The 21,310-nt window shown below is 61.1% G+C and carries 20 protein-coding genes and 1 pseudogene; 12 read left to right on the top strand and 9 right to left on the bottom strand.

The features are described 5' to 3' along the window. Positions 1-5 precede the first annotated feature (5 nt). Positions 6-578 carry an ACP phosphodiesterase gene (locus tag ALTERO38_RS15075; protein ID WP_159968879.1) on the bottom strand — a complete coding sequence of 191 codons (573 nt, stop codon included), beginning with the start codon at positions 576-578 and terminating at the stop codon, positions 6-8. Between the two features lie 177 nt (positions 579-755). Between ALTERO38_RS15075 and ALTERO38_RS15070 the strand changes: the two genes are divergently transcribed. The 6 genes and pseudogenes from ALTERO38_RS15070 to ALTERO38_RS15050 all read left to right on the top strand — a co-directional run bounded on the left by ALTERO38_RS15070 (position 756) and on the right by ALTERO38_RS15050 (position 5,693). After that, positions 756-1,661, top strand: coding sequence for an acyl-CoA dehydrogenase (locus ALTERO38_RS15070; RefSeq protein WP_159968878.1), 906 nt, complete (start codon positions 756-758; stop codon positions 1,659-1,661). Positions 1,662-1,866: 205 nt separating this feature from the next. Continuing rightward, positions 1,867-3,027, top strand: coding sequence for a phosphatidylserine/phosphatidylglycerophosphate/cardiolipin synthase family protein (locus tag ALTERO38_RS15065; RefSeq protein ID WP_178114645.1), 1,161 nt, complete (start codon positions 1,867-1,869; stop codon positions 3,025-3,027). A 50-nt stretch (positions 3,028-3,077) separates the two neighbouring features. Further along, on the top strand, positions 3,078-3,662 hold the full coding sequence (locus ALTERO38_RS15060) for a DJ-1/PfpI family protein (RefSeq protein ID WP_172830740.1): 585 nt from the start codon (positions 3,078-3,080) through the stop codon (positions 3,660-3,662). A gap of 84 nt (positions 3,663-3,746) precedes the next feature. Beyond that, a complete protein-coding gene (locus ALTERO38_RS15055) occupies positions 3,747-3,968 on the top strand; it encodes a VF530 family DNA-binding protein (RefSeq protein WP_159968876.1) in 222 nt (73 codons plus the stop codon). A 159-nt stretch (positions 3,969-4,127) separates the two neighbouring features. Beyond that, positions 4,128-4,454, top strand: a pseudogene (locus ALTERO38_RS21840) (PAS domain-containing protein); the annotation flags it as partial. Positions 4,455-4,595: 141 nt separating this feature from the next. Then, positions 4,596-5,693 carry a methyl-accepting chemotaxis protein gene (locus tag ALTERO38_RS15050; protein ID WP_372239422.1) on the top strand — a complete coding sequence of 366 codons (1,098 nt, stop codon included), beginning with the start codon at positions 4,596-4,598 and terminating at the stop codon, positions 5,691-5,693. 62 nt (positions 5,694-5,755) lie between these two features. Here ALTERO38_RS15050 and ALTERO38_RS15045 read toward each other — a convergent pair whose 3' ends face one another. Continuing rightward, positions 5,756-7,279, bottom strand: a complete 1,524-nt coding sequence (locus tag ALTERO38_RS15045) for a fumarate hydratase (RefSeq protein WP_102835667.1) — start codon at positions 7,277-7,279, stop codon at positions 5,756-5,758. Positions 7,280-7,635: 356 nt separating this feature from the next. Between ALTERO38_RS15045 and ALTERO38_RS15040 the strand changes: the two genes are divergently transcribed. Further along, positions 7,636-8,766, top strand: a complete 1,131-nt coding sequence (locus ALTERO38_RS15040) for a diguanylate cyclase (protein ID WP_159968874.1) — start codon at positions 7,636-7,638, stop codon at positions 8,764-8,766. Continuing rightward, positions 8,759-9,703, top strand: a complete 945-nt coding sequence (locus ALTERO38_RS15035) for an iron-sulfur-binding ferredoxin reductase (protein ID WP_159968873.1) — start codon at positions 8,759-8,761, stop codon at positions 9,701-9,703. The genes ALTERO38_RS15040 and ALTERO38_RS15035 overlap by 8 nt, the downstream gene beginning before the upstream one ends. 82 nt (positions 9,704-9,785) lie before the next feature. Here ALTERO38_RS15035 and pyk read toward each other — a convergent pair whose 3' ends face one another. Next, positions 9,786-11,237, bottom strand: coding sequence for a pyruvate kinase (gene pyk / locus ALTERO38_RS15030; RefSeq protein ID WP_148926699.1), 1,452 nt, complete (start codon positions 11,235-11,237; stop codon positions 9,786-9,788). Between the two features lie 176 nt (positions 11,238-11,413). Here pyk and ALTERO38_RS15025 point away from each other — a divergent pair, with 176 nt between their 5' ends. The 3 genes from ALTERO38_RS15025 to ALTERO38_RS15015 are packed head-to-tail and all read left to right on the top strand — an operon-like array spanning position 11,414 to position 12,741. Continuing rightward, a complete protein-coding gene (locus ALTERO38_RS15025; protein ID WP_159968872.1) occupies positions 11,414-11,791 on the top strand; it encodes a tol-pal system YbgF family protein in 378 nt (125 codons plus the stop codon). A 40-nt stretch (positions 11,792-11,831) separates the two neighbouring features. Then, a complete protein-coding gene (locus ALTERO38_RS15020) occupies positions 11,832-12,257 on the top strand; it encodes a DUF4124 domain-containing protein (protein ID WP_159968871.1) in 426 nt (141 codons plus the stop codon). 49 nt (positions 12,258-12,306) lie between these two features. Then, a complete protein-coding gene (locus tag ALTERO38_RS15015) occupies positions 12,307-12,741 on the top strand; it encodes a PilZ domain-containing protein (RefSeq protein WP_159968870.1) in 435 nt (144 codons plus the stop codon). Positions 12,742-12,805: 64 nt separating this feature from the next. On the opposite strand, the gene ALTERO38_RS15010 is transcribed toward ALTERO38_RS15015, so the two are convergent. From ALTERO38_RS15010 to ALTERO38_RS14985, 6 genes are read right to left on the bottom strand one after another with little or no spacing between them, the layout of a single operon-like run. After that, positions 12,806-14,137 carry a DUF58 domain-containing protein gene (locus ALTERO38_RS15010; protein WP_159968869.1) on the bottom strand — a complete coding sequence of 444 codons (1,332 nt, stop codon included), beginning with the start codon at positions 14,135-14,137 and terminating at the stop codon, positions 12,806-12,808. Positions 14,138-14,162: 25 nt separating this feature from the next. Then, complete coding sequence (locus tag ALTERO38_RS15005; RefSeq protein WP_159968868.1) at positions 14,163-15,176, bottom strand: MoxR family ATPase; 1,014 nt, start codon at positions 15,174-15,176, stop codon at positions 14,163-14,165. Then, positions 15,173-16,348, bottom strand: a complete 1,176-nt coding sequence (locus ALTERO38_RS15000; RefSeq protein ID WP_159968867.1) for a DUF4350 domain-containing protein — start codon at positions 16,346-16,348, stop codon at positions 15,173-15,175. The genes ALTERO38_RS15005 and ALTERO38_RS15000 overlap by 4 nt, the downstream gene beginning before the upstream one ends. Beyond that, entirely contained in the window at positions 16,345-17,904 is a 1,560-nt protein-coding gene (locus ALTERO38_RS14995; RefSeq protein WP_159968866.1) for a DUF4129 domain-containing protein, read from the bottom strand. Before ALTERO38_RS14995 ends, ALTERO38_RS15000 begins: the two co-directional genes overlap by 4 nt. Beyond that, on the bottom strand, positions 17,891-18,874 hold the full coding sequence (locus ALTERO38_RS14990) for a stage II sporulation protein M (RefSeq protein ID WP_159968865.1): 984 nt from the start codon (positions 18,872-18,874) through the stop codon (positions 17,891-17,893). Before ALTERO38_RS14990 ends, ALTERO38_RS14995 begins: the two co-directional genes overlap by 14 nt. Beyond that, positions 18,871-19,578: an RDD family protein gene (locus ALTERO38_RS14985; RefSeq protein WP_159968864.1), complete on the bottom strand. Its 708-nt coding sequence runs from the start codon at positions 19,576-19,578 to the stop codon at positions 18,871-18,873. The genes ALTERO38_RS14990 and ALTERO38_RS14985 overlap by 4 nt, the downstream gene beginning before the upstream one ends. Before the next feature lie 251 nt (positions 19,579-19,829). Here ALTERO38_RS14985 and sbcB point away from each other — a divergent pair, with 251 nt between their 5' ends. Further along, positions 19,830-21,254 carry an exodeoxyribonuclease I gene (sbcB, locus tag ALTERO38_RS14980; protein ID WP_159968863.1) on the top strand — a complete coding sequence of 475 codons (1,425 nt, stop codon included), beginning with the start codon at positions 19,830-19,832 and terminating at the stop codon, positions 21,252-21,254. The last annotated feature ends 56 nt before the right edge of the window (positions 21,255-21,310 follow it).

Genomic DNA, 21,310 nt, shown 5'->3' with positions numbered 1-21,310 from the left:
GCCGGTCAGTCTGCGCGGCGAGCGAAGGCTTGCAGGTGCGGATAGAACGCTTGGAAGTCCTGCAGCAGCGGCTCATATAGCCGTTCCATTTCCTCGACACCGCCGATCAGCCCTTCGGGGCGAGACAGTCGGCGGCTCATGCCGGCCACGACCTGCTCCATCACGGCGAATTCTCGATAGCTGCCCAGCCAATCCTGCGCCGCCATGCGCGGCGCGATCAGGGCCAACTTGGCGGGTAGCTCTGCTTCCTCACGCAACACCTGATAAACCCGTGCGGTGAAGTCGTGCAGGGGTTCGCTGGCGTAGTCGTGCCAGTGCGCGGCCAGGCAATGATCAAAAAACAGGTCAACCAATATCCCTGCATAGCGCCTGCGCTCGCGCGGAAAGCGCTGTTTCGCCTGGAGCACAACAGGGTGGCTGTCGGTAAAAACGTCGATTTGTCGATGCAGGCGAATGCCTGCTTCGATGTCGCTTGGCCAGCGGTCCTGCAAGGGGCCTTTGACAAAGTCTCCGTAGAGGCTGCCGAGCAGCTGCCCGGGTCGTTCGCCGCCGAGATGCAGGTGTGCAAGAAAATTCATGGGGCAAGTTTAGCAGCGCTTCCTTGCATTCAGCTTGCATGCGTTCCTAGCACTTGATTGATATGGTTGGTGTTCCGTCAATCACCGCTGTCAGCTTGGAAAGGGCAGGGGTGATCCTTTTGCGATCACGGGTCGATGTTGATTGCCACTTTTTTCCGCCGTTCTTGGAGCCTGATGATGTCCTGGCGTGAGCTGCTTGGTCCGTTGGAACACCTGCCGCCGTCTGCATCGTTGGACGGCTGGTTCGCAGCCCTGCAAGCGTATGGTCCGCGCGATACTTTTGAGCTCGCCGTGCTGGGCGGGCGCCGGGCCGCCACGCCGGGGCTGGCGTTTCTCGCCGGCTATCAGGCCGCCCTGCGGCAGCTATGGCCGGACGCTCCAGCAGGTCTTGGCGCATTGTGCGCGACCGAGGGTCGATTGCTGCGACCGGCTGACATGCAAACCCGGCTAGAGGGTATGCGACTGACAGGCCACAAGGATTTCGTCATTGCGGGCTCGGCTGCTGCCTGGTTGCTGGTGCCAGCACGTGATGAAGTGCTCGGTGAGCGCCCGCGGCTGAGCGTCTGCGTGGTTCGTACGACTGATCCTGGCGTCCGTGTCGAGGCGGGGCCGGCCTTGGCGCTGGTGCCGGATATCCCGCACGGCCGCTTGCGATTGGCGAACGTGGCCTGCGACCGCTTGGCTGGCGACGGTTGGGACGATTACGTCAAGCCGTTTCGGACGCTGGAAGACCTTCACGTGCTAGTGGCTCTGGTTAGCTGGCTTTATGGCGTCGGGTTGCAATGTGGCTGGCCGCAACGGCTGCAACTGCAACTACTCGGCATCTTGCCTGGCGCGGCTGAGATCTCCCGGTTGCCGCCAGCGGATGCGGCAACGCATCTGTTGCTGGCTGCGCTGAATTTGCAATTCATGGCGCTCACTGAGGCGCTCGATGCTGCGCTGGCAGCCGGTCCGCAGCACTGGTCGGATCTCTGGCAGCGCGACCGCGGTGTGTTGCAGCTGGCTCGTAGCGCACAGGCCAAGCGGTTGGCGCAGGCAGCCGAGCTGTTTGGGCTGATGCCCGATGACGGCAGGCGTGACTAGCTAATCGCCAGTCTCCGGGAACTCCTCGCTGCGCTGCGGACCTATAACAGGCGTGCTGAAGTAGCACGGGTCAGTCTCCCCAGGCTTCAGCAACGCAGGTGATCGAAGCGCCCCTGTAAAATTACCTGACAAGGATTTCAATGCCATTGAGCTGTATCCCTACTCTGGTCCCTGGCGCGGCGTTGCTGCGGGGATGCCGGTCATGATGCTTGCCGGCAAGGTTTTCCCCTGGCGAGAGGGCAATCAATTCCAGCTACTGCTCGACGGGCCGCAGTTCTTCCCGCGCATGTTGGCGTGCATCAACGCTGCCCAGCATCGGGTCGATGTCGAACTCTATCTTGTTGAAGATGGCGCCTGCGCAGACCAGCTGACCGATGCTCTGGTCGCGGCCGCTAGTCGCGGTGTGCGGGTTCGCTGCCTGTTCGATGGCTTCGGCTGCCTCAAATTGGGACAGAAGGCGCGACAGCGGCTGACCGACGCGGGGGTCGACCTGCGTCAGTACAATCCGCTGAGACTTCGGTTGAAGTTTCGCAATCTGCACCGCGATCACCGCAAGCTGATCCTTATCGATGACACCCGTTGTTTTGTAGGCGGGACAGGGGCTACCGATGAGTTCTGGAACCCTTCTGAGCCGGATGAGCACTGGCACGAAGCGATGGTTGAAATCAGCGGCCCGCTCGTTGCCGACTGGCAGCATCTGTTCGATGTGCAATGGACGTTGTGCGTGAAAAAGAGAATCTGGCAGCTGCCGCTACCGCAGCGACTACCAAAGGTCCCTGTCAATCCGTCACTCGATGATGGCATGGGCCGAGTGGCCTACTCGGCGGCGCGGCAACATCGGGACATTCTCCATAGCCTGCTGCGCAACCTGCAGCGCGCCGAACGCAGAATCTGGTTGGCGACCCCTTATTTTCTGCCCACTGGCCGCGTTCGTCGGGAGCTGATGCGCGCGGCGAGACGCGGCGTCGATGTAAGGCTGTTGCTGACCAGCCGCAACACTGATCACCCCTCGGTCCGTTATGCCGGGCAGCGCTATTATCCAAGGCTGCTGCGAGCCGGCGTGCGCATTCATGAATATCAGCCACACTTTCTGCACCTGAAGATGGCATTGGTCGATGATTGGGTCAGCGTCGGCTCGTGTAATTTCGATCACTGGAATTTGCGCTGGAACCTGGAAGCCAATCTTGAAGCGGTCGACCGGCAATTCAGTGAGTCGGTGGCCAGCAGCTTTGAAACTGATCTTTCGCACAGCTTCGAAATTGATCTTGAGCAGTGGCATTCTCGTCCGCTGAGCCAGCGCGTCTACCAGCGCTTGTGGGGGCTGCTTGATCGGCTCGTGATTAACATCTTCAACCGAAGCGGCTGACGGCACTGGCCGGGCCGTTTATAAAGTTTCCAACTGAGAGGGAGAGCGTTCTGATGGCTGCGAAGAAAATTCTGATGCTGGTCGGTGACTACGTCGAAGATTACGAAACCATGGTGCCGTTTCAGGCCTTGCAGATGGTTGGTCATACCGTGCATGCGGTCTGCCCGGACAAGAAGGCTGGCGACACCGTCCGCACCGCGATTCATGACTTCGAGGGTGATCAGACCTATAGCGAGAAGCCCGGCCATAATTTTGCGCTGAACTTCGATTTCGCTGCGGTGCGGGCCGAAGATTACGATGCTCTGGTGGTACCGGGAGGCCGTTCGCCTGAATACCTTCGCCTCAATGAGCAGGTGATCAGTCTGGTCAAGGCCTTTGGTGAGGCGAAAAAGCCGATTGCTGCGGTCTGCCATGGCGCTCAGCTGCTGGCGGCGGCCGATGTGCTGCAAGGGCGTGCGTGTAGCGCTTATCCGGCCTGTGCGCCGGAGGTCCGCCTGGCCGGTGGTGAGTTCGTCGACATTGGCGTCGACAAAGCACACACCGAGGGCAATCTCGTGACTGCGCCAGCGTGGCCAGCACATCCCGCCTGGCTGGCTGCATTTCTCGAGCTGCTAGGGACCCGCATCAGCCTGTAAGATGCCGCTCCGTTCGAAGGCCCGCTCCGGCGGGCCTTTTTGTTTCACTCCGCAGGCGCTGTCTGCTCAAGGTCTGAGGCCACCATGACCCAACCCCGAGACCCGCTCCAAGGCGTGACGCTGGAATCGATACTCGTCGAACTGCAGGCTCACTATGGCTGGGAAGGGCTGGCGGAGCGAGTCGATATCCGCTGCTTCAAGAGCGACCCCAGTATCAAGTCTAGCCTGACGTTTCTGCGCAAGACGCAATGGGCGCGGGCGAAGGTAGAGGGATTGTTTGTCCAGCTGCGTCGCTCAGTGAAATGATCTTGTTACGCTAACGTTAATCCGCCGTTCGTCGGTGTTCGTCTGGCTCCCGCAAGCTGCGCGCTCAAGTTCGTCTAGATCGGTCCGATGTTGTGACTAGCGATTCATCGTGACTGATGAGTCTGGAACAGAGACTTGCGAACCATAGAGTGCAGGACGATGAAAAATAACGGACCGGTTAGCAATACCGAGCGGAGCTTTCCGGCGCATCAGCGTTTGATCTCTGCCACCGATACCCAGGGCAAGATTGTTTATTGCAATGACGAGTTCGTCGCAGTCAGCGGCTATGCCAAGGCTGAGCTGATCGGCAGTGACCATAATCTGGTCCGCCATCCAGATATGCCGCCGGCGGTATTTCAGGCGATGTGGGGCTACCTGAAGGCGGGTAAAAGCTGGATGGGCGTGGTGAAGAATCGCTGCAAGAACGGCGACTTTTACTGGGTCAGCGCCTATGTCACGCCGATTCTCGACGACGGCAAGCTGACCGGCTTCGAGTCGGTACGGGTCAGGCCGACTGCCGAGCAGGTCGCCAAAGCCACTGAGCTCTATGCGCGTCTGCGGGCAGGGCAGCCTGCCGTTTCGCCCGGCCGGCGGGCCTCTGGCTGGGCACGTGTATTGGCACTGCCTATGAGCGCAGCCGCGCTGGCGACGGCGGGTATGTTCTGGCTGCCGGCAGCGGTTGAAGTGGTCGTGGTGCTTGGCTTGTTCTTCGCGCTGGGCCTGAGCTCTCATGTTTCGGCGGAACGGCAGCTGAAGCGGATTCTTATGCGTGTTCCTGAAGCGTTTACCGACCCGGTCGTTGCGCTTACTTATACCCATCACTCAGGCCATGCGGCGCGTTTGGAAATGGCCTTGATCAGTGAGGACGCACGTTTGCGTACCGCGCTGACGCGTGTGTCGGATCTTGCCGTACAGGTCGAAAGCGCCTCGGCGCAAACGTCTATGCTCGCTAGCCAGACCGAGAACGACCTGCGCCAGCAACGCGGTGAGACCGACATGACGGCCACGGCGGTCACTCAGATGACGGCATCAATCACTGAAGTCGCCAGCCATGTGCAACAAACTGCAGCTGAAGCGAGCGCTGCTAATGGCCTGGCGAACGAGGGTGACCGGGTCGCAGCAAGTTCGCGCAAGGCCATGGAGTCGCTCGCGAACACCGTGACCAGTATCGGCAATGCGGTGAACGAACTCGCGGGCGAAACCCAGCAAATCATGTCGGCCGCCGGAATGATCCAGACCATCGCCGAACAAACCAATCTGCTGGCCCTTAACGCTGCGATCGAGGCCGCGCGCGCCGGCGAACAGGGCAGGGGGTTCGCCGTGGTTGCGGACGAGGTGCGGGCGTTGGCCAGCAAGACTCGAGAGTCGACCCAGCAGATCCAGGGCATCATCCAATCATTGACCACCAAGGCTGGCGAGGCGGTCGCGATCGCCCAGGTGGGTGACAAGGAAGCGGCGCAAGGACTGGCTCAGGTCATCGAGGCTCAGCAGGCGCTGCAAGGCATTCGTGAAGCGGTGAACCGGATCACCGGCATGAGCGAGCAAATGGCTGCCGCCGCGGAAGAGCAGGCGCATGTGGCGGAAGACATCGCACGGCAGGTTACCCATATCGCCGTAACCACCGACACGAATGCCGGCAAGGCGGACCTGACCATGCAACGTGGGCGCGAGCTGGAAGACGCCTCACGTGGATTGCGCGCGCTGGTTGAGCGCTTCAATCGCTAATCGCGCGTTGAAAGAATAAAAAAGCCCGGCAATTGGCCGGGCTTTTTGTGTCGGCGTGTCGCTTACTGCACTTCGACCGCGAGGCTGTCGGCGATCTTCTGTTGCCAGATTGCTGGGCCAGTGATGTGCACTGACTCGCCGTTGGTGTCGACCGCAACGGTGACAGGCATGTCCTGCACTTCAAACTCGTAGATGGCTTCCATACCCAGTTCGGCGAAGGCCAGTACCTTGGACTTCTTGATTGCCTGAGCGACCAGATAAGCCGCACCGCCGACCGCCATCAGGTAGACAGCCTTGTTGTCCTTGATCGCGTCGATGGCGATCGGGCCGCGCTCGGACTTGCCGATCATGCCCAGCAGGCCAGTGCTCTCAAGAATCTGACGGGTGAACTTGTCCATGCGCGTCGCGGTGGTCGGGCCAGCCGGGCCAACCACTTCGTCACCGACCGGATCGACCGGGCCGACGTAGTAGATGAAGCGACCCTTGAGGTCCACCGGCAGTTCTTCGCCCTTGTTCAGCATGTCGACCATGCGCTTGTGCGCGGCGTCGCGGCCGGTGAGCATCTTGCCGTTGAGCAGGACGGTCTCGCCCGGCTTCCAGCTCTGCACTTCTTCCGGGGTGATGGTGTCGAGGTTGACGCGGCGAGCGCTCGGGCCGGCTTCCCAGACGATCTCGGGGTAGGCATCCAGCGGCGGTGGGGTCAGTTCTGCCGGGCCGGAACCGTCAAGCACGAAGTGTGCGTGGCGGGTGGCGGCGCAGTTGGGGATCATGCACACCGGCAGCGAGGCGGCGTGGGTCGGGTAATCCATGATCTTCACATCGAGCACGGTGGTCAGGCCGCCGAGGCCCTGAGCGCCGATGCCCAGCTGGTTGACCTTTTCGAACAGCTCCAGACGCAGCTCTTCGATGCGGTTCTGCGGGCCGCGGGCTTTCAGCTCATGGATGTCGATCGATTCCATCAACACTTCTTTGGCCATCACCGCCGCTTTCTCGGCGGTGCCGCCGATACCGATGCCGAGCATGCCTGGCGGGCACCAGCCAGCGCCCATGGTTGGAACGGTCTTCAGTACCCAGTCGACGATGGAGTCGGATGGGTTGAGCATCGCCATCTTCGACTTGTTTTCCGAACCGCCGCCCTTGGCTGCGACGTCCACTTCCACCTTGTCGCCGGGGACGATGGAGTAGTGGATTACCGCTGGCGTGTTGTCTTTGGTGTTCTTGCGGGAACCTGCCGGGTCAGCCAGGATCGAAGCACGCAGAACGTTCTCCGGCAGGTTGTAGGCACGGCGAACACCCTCGTTGATCATGTCGTCCAGGCTCATGCTTGCGCCGTCCCAGCGTACGTCCATGCCCACGCGCACGAATACAGTGACGATGCCGGTGTCCTGGCAGATCGGCCGGTGGCCGGTCGCACACATCCGCGAGTTGATCAGGATCTGTGCCATGGAATCGCGGGCTGCTGGCGATTCTTCGCGCAGGTAGGCCTCGTGCATCGCCTGGATGAAGTCGACGGGGTGGTAGTAGGAGATGAACTGCAAAGCGTCAGCAACGCTTTGTATCAGGTCGTCTTGCTTGATCACGGTCATGCAGCGCGTCCTCTTGGCGGGGCGGAAACAGTGCGTATCGAGAAAGCGACCGACACGCTCAGTAAAAAATGCGCGGCAGTATAACCTGCCGTAGAGCAGGGAACACAGACGGACCAAAGGTGAAGGGATGCACTGCGGAAACTGGCATGACGCTGGCAGCGACACGGCGTTTCACGGAGGGCCGAGATGTCGGCTCCACATCGGCGCGAGCGCAATAGCAAAGGTCTTGTTGAAGATGATCGTCCGATGGCAGCGGTTTCTGGTGATGTTTTCTCATACTGTCGATACAGCTGCATATAGGTTTTTTACAACGCGCAGCGTAAAGTGTGACGAATTGCCACTATGGGATGGATTCCATGCGCGCTAGTCGTGACGAAAGCGAACAGCAAGCGCTGCAGTTATTGGTGACCAAGCGCTTCGGCATGGCGGCCGCCACCTACGGTCTGGCATTGCTGCTCACCTGGATTACTGTGGCTGCCGGTTTCTACCAGGCTCCGGTCGAGACGGCGGTGGCGGGGTCGGTGATGATTGCGGCCAGCCAGTTAACCTTTTTCTGGGTCTTCTATCGCGGCCACAACCTGCGCTTTCGCGACCCCAGCCTGACCGAACCACAAGTGCTGGTTGCCCTGGTCTGGCTGACCTTCTTTTTGTTCAATCTCGGCGATAACCGTGGATCGTTGCTGGTGCTGTACGTGCTGGTGCTGATGTTTGCCGTGTTCCTCCAGCCAAAAATCTTCGTTCGTTATGCCGTGCTGGCGCTCTTCAGCTTCGTCGGTATGGTGTATTTCGATGCGCAAATGGGTCACCTGAATGACCCGCAGACGGCACTGCTGCAGACTGGCGTGCTGCTGGTGACCCTGGTCTGGATGTGCTTGTTCGTCAGCTATGTCTACAGGTTGCGCCAGCGTATGCGTCAGCGCCGCTTTGCCCTGCAGGCTCACCAGGAAACGCTGCGCGGCATGATGCGGCAGCTGGAAGACCTGGCCTCGACCGATGAGCTGACGGGTCTCTACAACCGCCGACACTTCCTGCGCAAGGCGGAAGCCGAGCTGAGTCGGCTACGGGCAGGGCATCAGTCCGGCCTGGCGCTGATCGATCTCGACTATTTCAAACGGGTCAACGACCTGCATGGACATGCGGTGGGTGATCGGGTGTTGCAAACCTTTGCGTCCGTGGCTCGGTCCTGTCTGCGAGACGACGACATATTGGCTCGCTACGGTGGTGAAGAGTTCGTTCTATTGTTGCCGAACACCGATGCCGAGCAATTCAGCGCTTGTTGCGAGCGCTTGCGCGAAGCTTTCGCCAATGCCCCGCTGCCGGAAGGGGCTAAGCAGGCTGGTCATTTGAGCCTCTCGGTCGGCTTGACCCTGCTTCGTGAAGGCGACGATCTGGATGAATCCTTGCAGCGCGCCGACGATGCGCTGTACCGAGCCAAGGGAAATGGTCGAAATCGGTGCGAGACCAGCTGGGCTGCGGTGAATGCCTGAGATCACCCACGGGGAGCGGACCTGGCGGGTGGCGAAGGGCAGCAATCTGCTTGATGCGCTCAATGATGCCGGCCTGAACGTACCCTTCAGCTGCCGAGCGGGCAGTTGCCATGCCTGCCTGGTGCGCTGCCTGCAAGGGGAACCGCAGGATGCCCGCCCGCAGGCACTCGACGTTGCCAGGCGCTTGGAAGGCTGGCGGCTCGCTTGCCAATGCAGTGTGGCGGAAAACCTCGATGTTGCGATTTTCGATCCGGCGCGCGAAGGTCTGCCGGCGCGAGTGGTCGGGCACGACTGGCTGGACGACCGGGTTTTGCGGTTGCGCCTGCTGCCCACCGCACGACCGCTGCGCTACCAGTCGGGTCAGCATGTGCTGTTGTGGAGTAACCATGGAGTCGCCCGGCCCTATTCATTGGCAAGCGTACCCTGGGAAGACCGCTGGCTTGAGTTTCACCTTGATTGTCGGCACAACGGTGCCTTCTGCGATGTGGCGCGTACGCTGACCGTCGGTGACACTCTGCACTTGAGCCAACCGCATACCGGCGCGCTGCGCTACGAGCCCGAATGGCAGGCGAGGCCTTTACTGTTGTTGGCTGCCGGGACGGGACTTGCCCCGCTCTGGAGCCTGATGCGAGAAGCGCTGCATCAGGAGCACAAGGGACCGATCCGTTTGCTGCACTTCTGCCGTGGAGCCTCCTATCTGCAAGGGCCGCTCGAAGCGCTTGCCGAGGCGAATAGCAACCTGAGCATCGAATACGTCGATAGGGGGCATACAGGCAGCCGTCTGCAGTCGCTGCGCGCCACATCGCGTCAGGAGATCGCTCTGATATGCGGTGGAAGCGGCTTTGTCGAAGACTGCGCAAAGCGCATGTTCCTAGCGGGGCTGCCGCGGGGGCAGGTATTGAGTGACGCCTTTCTTACCCGCCAGTTCGGGGCATAACGAACCGCAGCAGGCATAGACCTTCTTTAATTGGGAACGGCGCGCCAGGCCGCGCTGACCGGCAGCTGGCGCGCCGCGCCAATCAGGTCAACGAATCGCCCACACGCAGAATCTTCATGGTGTTGGTGCCTCCGGTGCCGTGGTAGGTGTCGCCCTTGGTCAGGATCACCCAGTCGCCAACATTGACGATGTTGCGTTTGAGCAACTCGTCCACAGCCGACTGGCTGACCTTGTCGGCGGGCAGGGCTGCCGGGTCGAAGGGGATGGTTTGCACGCCGCGGAACATGGCGACACGCGCCTGAGTGTCGCGATGGGGCGAAAAGGCGAAGATAGGTACTGACGAGCGAATCCGCGACATGATCAGCGGGGTGTAGCCGCTTTCGGTCAGGCTGATGATCGCCTTGACACCGGGGAAGTGGTTCGCCGTGTACATCGCGGCCAGGGCGGTGCTTTCGTCGCTGCGCTCGAAGCGCTGACCAAGACGATGGCCCGACTTGATACTGGTCGGATGCTTCTCGGCACCGACGCATACGCGCGCCATGGCCTTGATGGCTTCGACCGGGTACTCGCCCGCGGCGCTTTCGGCCGAGAGCATCACTGCGTCGGTGTAGTCGAGCACGGCGTTGGCTACATCGGACACTTCGGCGCGAGTCGGCATCGGGTTCTGAATCATCGACTCCATCATCTGGGTCGCGGTGATCACCACCTTGTTGTTGCGGCGCGCATGCAGAATGATCTTTTTCTGAATGCCTACCAGCTCGGCATCGCCGATTTCCACGCCCAGATCGCCACGCGCGACCATCACGCCATCACTGGCGCGGATCAGGCCATCCAGCGCTTCGTCATCGGCGACGGCTTCGGCACGCTCGATCTTGGCGATCAGCCAGGCGCTCGAGCCGGCTTCGTCGCGCAAGCGCCGAGCCAGTTCCATGTCAGCCGCGTCACGCGGGAAAGAGACGGCGAGATAGTCCAGGTTCATGTCGGCGGCCAGCTTGATGTCGGCCTTGTCCTTGGCCGTCAGCGCCGGTGCGGTCAGGCCACCGCCACGACGGTTGATGCCCTTGTTGTCCGACAGTGGCCCGCCGATCAGCACGGTGCAGTGCAGTTCGTCGGCCGTGGTGGCGTCCACGCGCATGACCACGCGGCCATCGTCGAGCAGCAGTTCATCACCGACGCTGCAGTCTTTCACCAGATCCGGGTAATCGATCCCGACCACTTCCTGGGTGCCGGCATCACGGGGGTGGGTGACCGAGAAGCGAAAGCTGTCGCCTTCGGCCAGCTCTATGCGCTTGTTGGTGAACTTGGCGATACGGATCTTCGGCCCCTGCAGATCACCGAGCAGCGCGACGAAGCGACCGTGCTTCGCGGCAATGTCCCGTACCAGCTGCGCGCGTGCGCGGTGCTCATCCGGCGTCCCGTGGGAAAAATTCAGGCGGGCCACATCGAGCCCGGCAACGATCATTTTTTCCAGCACCTCTGGCGAACTGCTGGCTGGACCCAGAGTGGCGACGATTTTGGTACGGCGCGAGATCATTCAATGCTCCTTTTTCAGAATGGCGGCGAGGCTACTATGCCGGGCGGCTGTAGTCATTGTTGGGCTGCACTACTCTTTTGGCAGTGGCCTGGCGGGTGTTCAAGCGACGTTCGGCAGCCGAACGGGCTGTAGTTTTTTTGCTGACGGTCGATACGCCAGCATCGGAGGAACCACCTATGCGCACACTGTTCATCATCTTTCTGGCCACCCTCAGCGTAGGCTGCAGCAGCAGAAATGCGCTCGATCGCCATCTCGATATGGCCTACAAGCAATACGAGCTGGGTGATTGCGGCCAGGTCATGCTCGAGCTGTCCCAGGCTGAACGCCGCAGCCGGCCACGGGATAATCTTCAGCCGGAAATGTCGCTATTGCGTGGGCAATGCCTGGAACGTCAGGGCCTGTTTGTCGATGCGGCGCAGACCTACCAGTTCATTCAGTCGCGCTACCCGGCCAGCGAATACGCTTTTCGCAGTCGCGCCAGGCTGGAGACGCTGCGTCAGTTGGGGCACTATCAGCCCGAGGAACGGGTGGTGACCCGCGCCGTCAAACCCTGAAACGAGAGCCCGGTCATTGCGACCGGCAGGAAAGGATCCCATGCGTATCGCATTTCTGATCGTCAGCGTTTTGTTGACCCCGCTGGCGACGGCCGACATTTACCGCTGGGTCGATCCGGGAGGCAACGTGCATTTCAGTGCGAAGCCGCAGCCTGGCGCTGAGCAGGTCGAGGTCCGGCCGCAGGTGGTCGACAGAGACGATGCGACCCGGGAACGCCAGGTGCGCACGGAGCGCTTCTTCGAGGCTCGCCGGGAGGAACAGGAGGCGGCCAGGTTGGCAGCGAGCGCCAGGCAGGGGCAGCGTGAGCAGGAGTGCCTGCAGCTGCGCGATCGCTTATCGAGGCTGTCTCAGGGCGGGCGCTACTTCAGTGCCGATGCAAAGAGTGGGCGGGTCTACTACAGTGATGAAGAAATAGGGGCGGCGCGGCGGCAGTTGGCCAGTCGTATCAGTCAGATCTGCCGCTGAAGGCCGGACACGGCAGCAGCGATAATACTTGGCGGCAGGCCCGCATCCGATGGACATGCATAATCAGCGCAGTATTCAGCGGCACCAGTTGCCGTATTACCTCAACGTGTTCAACCGTTTCTCGGACAAGCCCTTGGGTTTCATTGGCAACCTGTCCGAGACAGGGCTGATGTTGATCAGCCCCTATCCGATGATGACCGACGTACGTTTCGATATGCGCCTGAAAATTCCCGGGCAGCATAGCCAGCTGCGCTATATCGATTTCAGTGCCGTCTGCCGCTGGTCGCGTGAGGACGTCACGCCCGGCAGTTTCGACTCCGGTTTCGTGTTTGCCTCACCGCCGCGTGAGATTCGTGAAATGATCGATGCGCTGCACCACTACTTCAGTTTTCGTCCCATGCAGCATATCCCGCCAGCGCGTCTGCCCCGTATCGAATCAGCCGGGAACAAGTCCGCCGACCAGGATTGCTGCAAAGGCAGCTGAACCTACGCGACCTGGCCAAGCGTGCAACGATTGATCGCTTTCCACAGCAACTTCTGAAAACCGGTTACAGCACTCCGCCTTTCTTCCAGGCCAGGTAGCGGCTGATCAGCGCTGGTCCGACCTCGTGCGGGCGGGCATCGAGCACTGGCACGCCATGGGCGACAAGCTGTTCATGAAGCTTGCCGCGGGCATTGAGGTAGTCGAGTGTTCCGCAATAATCGAGGGCTTGCTGAAAGGTATCGACGGGCTGTTGACGTAACCTGTCCAGAACCGGCTCGCGCAGGCTAACGATCAGTACACGGTGGCGGCGGGAAAGTCGCTGGACTGCTCCGAGCAGCTCTTCGTCGTCTTCGTCGCGCAGGTTGCTCACGATGATCACCAGTGCGCGGCGTTTCTGCAGGGCCAGGACATCGTTGATGGCAAGGGCGAAATCGGCTGGTCGCTGCGTATTGACCAGGTCATAAACACCGTTGAGCAACGCATTGAGTTGCGTCTGACCTTTGGCGGGAGCGAAGAAGCGCCGTTGCTCGGTGGCAAAGGTATAGAGTCCCAAAGCGTCGCCCTGGCGCAGCGCGACATAGCCCAGCAGCAGGCTGGCATTGAGCGCATGATCAAAGTGCGTAAGCGGGCCGTCCTGGCTGCGCATCCGTCTGCCGCAATCGAGCATCAGCAGGATCTGCTGGTCCCTGTCGTCCTGATACTCCCGGACGATGGGCGTGCGGTTGCGTGCCGTGGCCTTCCAGTCGATCTGCCGCAGGGTGTCGCCTTCCTGGAATTCGCGTAGCTGGTGAAAGTCCATGCCAAGCCCCCGCCTCGGCTGCTGGCGCACGCCCAGGCGGCTCAGCCAGCGGTCCACCGCCATCAGTGGCGCACCATGCAGCTGGGTAAAATCGGGATAGACCCGGGTCTGCGATTGCAGCGGCAGTAGGCGCCGCTCTCGCCACAATCCCAGAGGGCTGAACAAGCGAATCTCGCAATGCTCGAAATGAAAGTGCCCGCGGCGCGTCGGCTGCAGACGGTAGCTGAGCTGGCAGAACTGCCGCGCAGGCAGCAGCAACTGCTGTGGCAGTACCTGCATGTCCAGCCCCGCAGGCACATGGTCGAAAATCTCGGCACGCATGGCGCGCGTCAGTGGGTGTCGAATCTCGAGCTGAACTTCATGCCAGCGGCCCAGCGCAAGGTTGCCGGCCAGTACGCGCCGCAGCCCTGGGGAAGGCAGGCGGTGCAGATGCAAGGCGTCAAGCGTCGCAACCAGACCCAGACATAGCAACAGACCCCACCAGGCCGTACGGATAGCCGACGGCACGGTGTTTTCGAGCGCCGCCGCGGTACCCAGCAAAAGCCCAAGGCAAAGCAGAGCGGCCAGGGCGTAGAGCAATCGACGTGACGGATTCATCGAAGCGCTCGCATGCCGATGGGCGTCACAGGCGCGGTGCCGCGATCTGCTCCAGCAGCTGTTGGAGCAGCTGGTCCACCGAAGTGCCTTCGATGTCGAGTTCGGGCGAGAGTCTGACCCGATGCCGCAACACGGCCAGGGCGCAGCCTTTTACATCGTCAGGGACGACAAAATCGCCGCCGCGCAACAAGGCGCGTGCACGGGCGCAGCGCACCAGCGCGATCGACGCTCGTGGCCCCGCGCCCAGCGCCAAGCCGGGCCAGCTGCGCGTGGCTCGGGCCAGCCGAACGGCATAGTCGAGCACCTGGTCGTCCAGCGGTAGGTCGCTGGCGATTTTCTGCAGCGCCTGGACATCTTTCGCCTGCAGCAGGACGCGCAAGCCACTGACGTCAAGAATGTCAGTGCGCACCGAGCGAGTAACCTGGCGAACCAGCGTCAATTCCTCGTCCGCCTGCGGGTAGTCCATGCGCAGCATCAGCATGAAGCGGTCGAGCTCGGCTTCCGGCAACGGGTAGGTGCCTTCCTGCTCAATGGGGTTCTGCGTGGCCATGACCAGGAACGGCTGGGGTGCAGCGAGGGCGCGGCCTTCAAGGGTGACCTGACGCTCCTGCATGACTTCCAGCAACGCCGCCTGGGTCTTGGCGGGCGCACGATTGATCTCGTCGGCCAACAGCAGGTTGGTGAACACCGGGCCCTTGCGCAACTTGAACTGTTCGCAGGCCATGTCGTAGATCGCATGGCCGGTTATGTCGCTGGGCATCAGGTCCGGCGTGAACTGGATACGCGCGAAGTCACCTCCAAAGCAGCGCGCCAATGCCCGGACCAATAACGTCTTGCCTAGACCCGGCACGCCTTCGACCAGAACGTGACCACCGGCGATCAGCGCTGTGAGCAACCCGTCAACGACGTCGTGCTGGCCGATCACGGCTTTGTGCAGCTCGTGGCGTAGCGCCTGGGCGAGCTGACTGGCACGTTGGCGCTGGTTGTTCGGCGGCGCGTCTGGATTGACACTGTTCGGATCCGTGGGTAAGTCACTCATAAGCTGTTCCTGAGGCTTTGCAGGTGGGCAACCTGGCGGGTGAATTCGGTGGCGCTGACGGGTTTGTTCGATGGCGGCTGCATGGCCTGCGAGACAGCTCCGGAGGTGGTCTGGCTGATCGCTGCCAGTACCTGGCACTGTTCAACCTGTCCGAGGGTTTTAAAGCCCGGGTGGCGTCGCTGCGCCTGTCGTCGGATATCGTCTTGCAGGTTGCTAAGTAACTGTCGTTGTCCGGCCCTGCGATATAAGAAATCGGCACTGCCACGCAGGTGCTCTTGCAGCCGCCGGCGATTCCGTTTGACCGGCACTATCAACGGGCCCTGTCGCTGCGCCACATGCCAGAGCGTGGCGAGCAGCATCAGTAGCAGCGCCGCCAGTGCTTCGGGGAAGTAACGCAGCAACCGTTGCAGCAGATCATCATGTTCGGTGCGATAGATCAGCGTTACGTCGCGGTCTTGGGTGAGGTACCACAGCAGCCAGGCATGGTCGTATTGGGCAATGGCATCGTTTTGCCAGATCCAGCTGTCGGTCAGGGCCGTGATCAGGCCGTCCCCATGCTGCAGTTGCAGCATATGCGTCGCGCTGGCGCTGTTGGCCCATGCGTGCGCGCTGCCGCCGGCGTCATAGAGGTGATAGTGGGTATCAAAGGCGAGATAGGCGGGGGCATCCTCGTTCTCCAGATAGAGGCGAGTCAAAGCAGGGCGCTTCTCGGCGTTGGCGGCGGCATCAGCGGTATGGCTGTCATCGAGGTTCTCGTTTGCCTCGTGCTGCTGAAGGTTCAGCGCATCGAGCAGCAAGTCGCCGCTGCTTCCGCTATTTTCGTCCCATATACGCTCAGCAACAAATACCAGGTGGCCACCTTGATCGACCCAGCGCAACAGGCGTTCAGCCTGGCCGGGCGTCATGTTGCTGCGCTCGCCTAGCAGCAACAGCACCTGTTGATTGCTTTCGGACTCGGCGAGGCCACCGAGGCCTTGTGCATGATCGACGGCGCGCCCCTGGTCGATCAGGAAACGCTCTGCGGCCAGGTACGGATTGCTGCGTACCTCCGGTGCGGGGCCATGCTCGATCGTTTCCTCATAGGGCGTCGCCTTGCTCAGGGCAAAAAGCAGCAACAGCCCAAGCAGCAACCCGCTCGCAGCAAGCAGAAAGAACCGACGTGGCCTGCTCATGCGAGCCGCTCACTGCCGAACAGTGCGCGCCAGTGCTCGCACAGCTCGTCGCGGGCCCTCTCGGGTGGAAGCTGATGTCCGTAGGCCAGGCGCAGCCAGTGGCGCGTCAAGGCTTCGGCGTACTCAAGCAACTCTGGCCGAGCTTCCAGCCGCAGCAGTTCGAGTATTTCTCCCTCGGTATGCGAACTCTTCAATGGCAGTTGCTGTTCGTGCAGCAGGCGGCTGAGAAAGGCCCGGTAGAGCAGGCCAAGCGCTTCGCGTGGGTGCTGGTGCCAGAGCCGCTGTACCTCGGCGACAACGTCCGCCGGAATGCTTTCGGGTTGCAGGTCAAGCCCGAACAGTACGGCAGGCGTTGTTTGGCGCTGTCTGATCCGCAACTGGCCAGGTGTCGCGTATAGCTTGAGCCACTCACGGTAGCGCCACAGCAGCCAACCAGTCAGGCCGAACAGGGCGGCCCAGAGGAACACTTCGATCATGCTTGCGAGTGTGTCGGGGCGCTGGGTCAGCAGGTCGCTGCGCAGCAGTCGCTCCAGTAGACGTGCCAGCCAACCCGGCTCGCCACTGGATTCTTCCGTGAAGCGCCAGCGGGTCACGGTCTCGCGGTTTCGGAAGGGCGGCTGGTCAAGCAATTCATCAATCCGTTCACTGGCTTCTTTGCTGGTCAAGGGCTGCTTGAGCAGGCGATTACTGTCTGGGCCGGAGGCCTCGATCGCTTGCGTCGTTCCCTCTGCGCCAGTAGCGGCGAGTGCCATCTCGGGTGGCGATAACAACCACAGGCCCAGCCCCACCAGCAGCACTGGCAGCAACGACTTCATGCGTGTCTGCAAGCGGCGAAACGTCAGTTCGATATCCCAGGCCTCTAGCGTAGTGCGGCGATTGAGGTAAAGACTGAAACCGCTGGCGACATAAATTGGCTCCCAGACCACCAGCACCAAGGCATAGAGCAGGTTGGAAAGGTGTTCGAACCACAGCCAATCGCCGCTCATGCCGAGCAGGTCTTGCCAGTTCCAATCCGCCAACATCTGCTGTGGGATGAGCATATACATCAGCGCCAGAGCACCAAACCACAGCCCCATCTCCAGATGCATGCCCACCAGGGTCAGCCAGGATGCGGCCCGGCTGTCCCGTTGTCCGAGGACCGCGAGGCGCTGCTGACGAGCCGAGCCGGCCAGTTGCTCGAGCTGCAGCACCGGCAGATCGAAACTGCGAGTCACGCTGAAGCGGCGCCATGTCACGCTGGAAAACCACTGGGGACGCAGCAGGGGTGGCAGAGTCGTGATGCTCTGGCGCAGCGACGGTGTGTCGCCGAACAGTGCTCGCGACAGGATGAACAGAGGCAGCCGTTCATAGAGCGGCTTGAACCACCAGAACAGCAACAACGAGAGCGTCGGGTGTTGCCAGAACAACAGACTGAACAGGGCGAAAATCGGCAACGTCACGAGCGCCCAGCTGCCCATCAGCAATGCAGCATGACGCCGTGCTAACAGAATGCCGAGATCCAGCGCCTCCCACGCGGTGCGGGGGCGGATCGCCATGCTGGCGTCATTCAGGCGCATGGAAATGTCGCCCGCTCCGCGTCAAATAGACCCCGACCAGTAGCCACAACAGAACGCCAACGGCGTATTTGACGGGGGCTGGGGGATAAGTCATCGAGGACCAGTAGGCCTCGATAAAGGCTGCGATCAAGAGAAACAGCGTGGCGCCGACAATCAGCCTCACTGCTGTGGCGGCTGCCAGGCGCAATGCCTCGCTGCGTGTTCGACGGCCGGGTGCGACAAGGGCAGCACCCAGTTTCAACCCGGCAGCGCCCGCCAATGTGATCGCCGTCAGTTCGAACGCGCCATGTCCAATAACGAATGACCAGAACGGCTGATCGTAGCCGATGCCGGTCAGGTGGCCGGCAATGGCGCCGATGATCAAGCCGTTGAACAACAGATAGAACAGGCTGCCAAGGCCGAAGAGCAGGCCACCCGCAAAAGTCTGGAAAGCGATGCCAATGTTATGCATCACGTAGTAACCGAACATGACCCAGTCGTCAGCGGACCCACGCTCGCCGAAGCGGCCGAGACGACTGGCGTCAGGGTCGTACATGGCTTCCATTTCTGCGATCTGTTCCGGGCTGATGAGGCTGTAGACCAACTCCGGAAAGGCCAGCACCAGCGCAGCCATGCCCAGCAGGCTAAGGTAGAAAATCAGACTCGCGGCTGCCAGATAGCGCCACTCTGTGCGGACGAGTCTGGCAAAACCGCCAAGAAAGAAACCGAGCAGGCGACCACCCAACGGGCTTCGGTGGCGATACATCTGATGGTGCCCGCGCTGAGCCAGCAGCTGCAGACGCTCGACGAAGCGCATGCTGTAACCGCGCGACTGTGCCAGAGCCAGCTGCTGGCAAAGCCGTCGATAGGCGGCCGGAAAGCCAGCGACTGCTTCTGGCGCACGGCCTTTGCCGCGCTCCAATGTTTCGAGCATTTCTTCGAACGCCTGCCATTCCGCCTGGTGCCGGGTTTCGAACTGGCTTTGCTTCATATCGGACCCACCAGGTTTCGGGCGATGCCGTGGATTCGGGCTTCCGCCTGAGTGGGTTCGAGCTGCAGCGGCTCGGCCAGGATTGAAGCCAGTTCGAGCCGCCTTTGCGCCGTGAGCGTCGAATGGCGCTCGGCAAAGGCGATCAGCGCTTGCTGCTCAGCCAGTGTAAGCGGTAGCGGGGGCGTTACTGCTTCAGCTGCTGGCAGGTCTGGTGCGCTGACGTTGCGCTCGCGGTACACCACCATGGTGCCCGCGGCGAGGTCGCCCAAGCGCTTGAACGATGGGTGCCAGAGACAGCAGAGAGCCCCGAGGAAATAGCCGAACGGCAGCATGTCGACGAAGCGCAGCAGATTGCGTGTCAGGGAGGAAGCCCAACCGACCGGCGTGCCGTCATCATGGATAACGCGCAGCCCCAGCCATTGCTTGCCCGGGGTGCGGCCCTGGTTCAGCACTTCGAACAACACCATGTACCACCATTGCACCAGAAACAGCAGCAGCGCCCCAACACCCATGCCGAACTTGCCTAGCAACGTGAACGCAAAACCCAAAGCCGCCAATAGCGCGCCCCGTATCAGCAGATCCAGTGCAAATGCCAAGGCGCGAGGGACCAGACCGGCTGGATGGAGCAACAAATCGATACCTTCCGGCGTTTCGACGCGGTGCGTGTTATCCAGCAAGGCGGTGGCTGAAGAGGCGGATTGCACGGCTCTGGCTCGTAAATGGGGGGCTGGATGCTATGCGCAGATTGCGTACCGAGCAACGCCTGGCGGAAGCGGTACTGCTGAATGAAACCATTGGATGAGATCTGCGGCCATAACCGGCTTGGCACTTTGATTGATGCGCCAGCGGATTATTTACGTCAGCACTCAATCCTACCTGCACCAGGCGCCGGACCCTTCGGTAAGGGCGAGTCTGGCGCGTTAGACTGTGGGCGACAATCGAGAAGGAAGCTCCCTTGACCTCCAGCATCTTCTGGTACGACTTCGAAACAACCGGCGTATCGCCTCGCTGTGACCGGCCTGTGCAAGTGGCCGGTATACGCACCACCGAGGCGCTGGAGGAAGTTGGCGAACCGCTGAACATCTATTGCAGGCTGAGCGACGACATCCTCCCGCATCCCGCGGCGTGCCTGGTCACGGGTATCACACCTGCCACGCTGGCGGAAAAAGGCCTGTGCGAGGCCGAGTTCGTGGCCCGGTTGCATCATGAACTGGCGGTGCCAGGCACCTGTGGCGCGGGTTACAACAGCTTGCGCTTCGATGATGAAGTGCTGCGCTACAGTCTCTATCGCAACTTCTTCGATCCCTATGCGCGTGAATGGCAGGGCGGTAATAGTCGCTGGGACCTCATTGATCTGGTCCGCACTGCTTACGCCTTGCGGCCGGAAGGCATCGTCTGGCCGGAAGAGGAGGGGCGAGTCACATTGAAACTGGAGCGGCTCAGTGCTGCCAATGGACTCGAGCACCTGAATGCCCATGATGCATTGTCCGATGTTCGGGCAACGATTGCCTTGGCTCGCCTGATTCGCACGCGTCAACCGCGTCTCTATGACTACCTCTACAAGCTACGCCGTAAACATGCGGTGATCGAACAAGTCCAGCTGCTCAAACCAATGGTGCATGTATCGGGTCGGTTTTCCGCAGCGCGTCATTTTCTATCGGTGGTCTTGCCGCTGGCCTGGCACCCTCGCAACCGTAATGCACTGATCGTCTGTGACTTGAATGCCGACTGCGCGCCGCTGTGGGAAGAGCAGGCCGAGGCTATTCGTGAACGGCTCTATACCCGTCGGGAAGACTTGGGCGAGAAACTTCCGATTCCCTTGAAACTCGTGCACATGAACCGCTGCCCCGTGCTGGCACCCATGAGCGTCCTGCGGCCATCGGATATTGCGCGGCTGGGACTGGATATCCAATGTTGCGAGGCGAAAGCGGCCGAGTTACGTGGGCGCGAACCGGAGTGGAGCTGGAAGCTTGCCGACATCTACAAGGAGGATGTCTTCGCGGGTTCGTCCGATCCGGAGCAGCAGTTGTATGACGGCTTTTTCAATGATCGCGACCGGCGACTGTGCGAGCAGGTACGAAGTACTTCGCCGCTTTCGACAGGCGCCGCACTGCCGTTTGATGACCCGCGCTTGCCAGAGCTGCATTTCCGCTATCGCGCGCGTAACTTTCCCGAGTGTTTATCAGCCACCGAAGCCGAGCAGTGGCATGCCTTCTGCCGGCAGCGCTTGATGAAACCTGAGTTCGGCGCGCCGAACACCTCGGAGCAGTTTGAACATGCTGTGCAGGCTTTATTGCCATCAACCACGCCCGAACAAGCGTGTCTTTTGCAGCAATGGTTAATACATGTTCGCGGATTACGCGAACGTTACATGTTCTGAAAATGCTTAGCCGGGAAATAAAAAGCCATCTGACGCAACATGACTGCGTCAGATGG

Origin of the sequence: Pseudomonas sp. 9Ag, from assembly GCF_902506445.1 — a bacterium.
In the GTDB taxonomy this organism is placed as follows: Bacteria; Pseudomonadota; Gammaproteobacteria; order Pseudomonadales; family Pseudomonadaceae; genus Stutzerimonas; species Stutzerimonas stutzeri_AB.
Note: the sequence above shows the minus strand (reverse complement) of the source record. Positions and strands in the feature narration are given on the sequence as shown.

What these genes read in the sequence shown, in the direction of transcription:
- ALTERO38_RS15035 (WP_159968873.1), top strand. Translation starts at nt 8,759, where the DNA reads ATGCCTGAGATCACCCACGGGGAGCGGACCTGGCGGGTGGCGAAGGGC.
- ALTERO38_RS15020 (WP_159968871.1), top strand. Translation starts at nt 11,832, where the DNA reads ATGCGTATCGCATTTCTGATCGTCAGCGTTTTGTTGACCCCGCTGGCG.
- pyk (WP_148926699.1), bottom strand. Translation starts at nt 11,237, where the DNA reads ATGATCTCGCGCCGTACCAAAATCGTCGCCACTCTGGGTCCAGCCAGC.
- ALTERO38_RS15075 (WP_159968879.1), bottom strand. Translation starts at nt 578, where the DNA reads ATGAATTTTCTTGCACACCTGCATCTCGGCGGCGAACGACCCGGGCAG.
- ALTERO38_RS15065 (WP_178114645.1), top strand. Translation starts at nt 1,867, where the DNA reads ATGCTTGCCGGCAAGGTTTTCCCCTGGCGAGAGGGCAATCAATTCCAG.
- ALTERO38_RS15045 (WP_102835667.1), bottom strand. Translation starts at nt 7,279, where the DNA reads ATGACCGTGATCAAGCAAGACGACCTGATACAAAGCGTTGCTGACGCT.
- ALTERO38_RS15070 (WP_159968878.1), top strand. Translation starts at nt 756, where the DNA reads ATGTCCTGGCGTGAGCTGCTTGGTCCGTTGGAACACCTGCCGCCGTCT.
- ALTERO38_RS15015 (WP_159968870.1), top strand. Translation starts at nt 12,307, where the DNA reads ATGGACATGCATAATCAGCGCAGTATTCAGCGGCACCAGTTGCCGTAT.
- ALTERO38_RS15005 (WP_159968868.1), bottom strand. Translation starts at nt 15,176, where the DNA reads ATGAGTGACTTACCCACGGATCCGAACAGTGTCAATCCAGACGCGCCG.
- ALTERO38_RS15050 (WP_372239422.1), top strand. Translation starts at nt 4,596, where the DNA reads ATGAGCGCAGCCGCGCTGGCGACGGCGGGTATGTTCTGGCTGCCGGCA.
- ALTERO38_RS15055 (WP_159968876.1), top strand. Translation starts at nt 3,747, where the DNA reads ATGACCCAACCCCGAGACCCGCTCCAAGGCGTGACGCTGGAATCGATA.
- ALTERO38_RS15010 (WP_159968869.1), bottom strand. Translation starts at nt 14,137, where the DNA reads ATGAATCCGTCACGTCGATTGCTCTACGCCCTGGCCGCTCTGCTTTGC.
- ALTERO38_RS15000 (WP_159968867.1), bottom strand. Translation starts at nt 16,348, where the DNA reads ATGAGCAGGCCACGTCGGTTCTTTCTGCTTGCTGCGAGCGGGTTGCTG.
- ALTERO38_RS15040 (WP_159968874.1), top strand. Translation starts at nt 7,636, where the DNA reads ATGCGCGCTAGTCGTGACGAAAGCGAACAGCAAGCGCTGCAGTTATTG.
- ALTERO38_RS14995 (WP_159968866.1), bottom strand. Translation starts at nt 17,904, where the DNA reads ATGCGCCTGAATGACGCCAGCATGGCGATCCGCCCCCGCACCGCGTGG.
- ALTERO38_RS15025 (WP_159968872.1), top strand. Translation starts at nt 11,414, where the DNA reads ATGCGCACACTGTTCATCATCTTTCTGGCCACCCTCAGCGTAGGCTGC.
- ALTERO38_RS14990 (WP_159968865.1), bottom strand. Translation starts at nt 18,874, where the DNA reads ATGAAGCAAAGCCAGTTCGAAACCCGGCACCAGGCGGAATGGCAGGCG.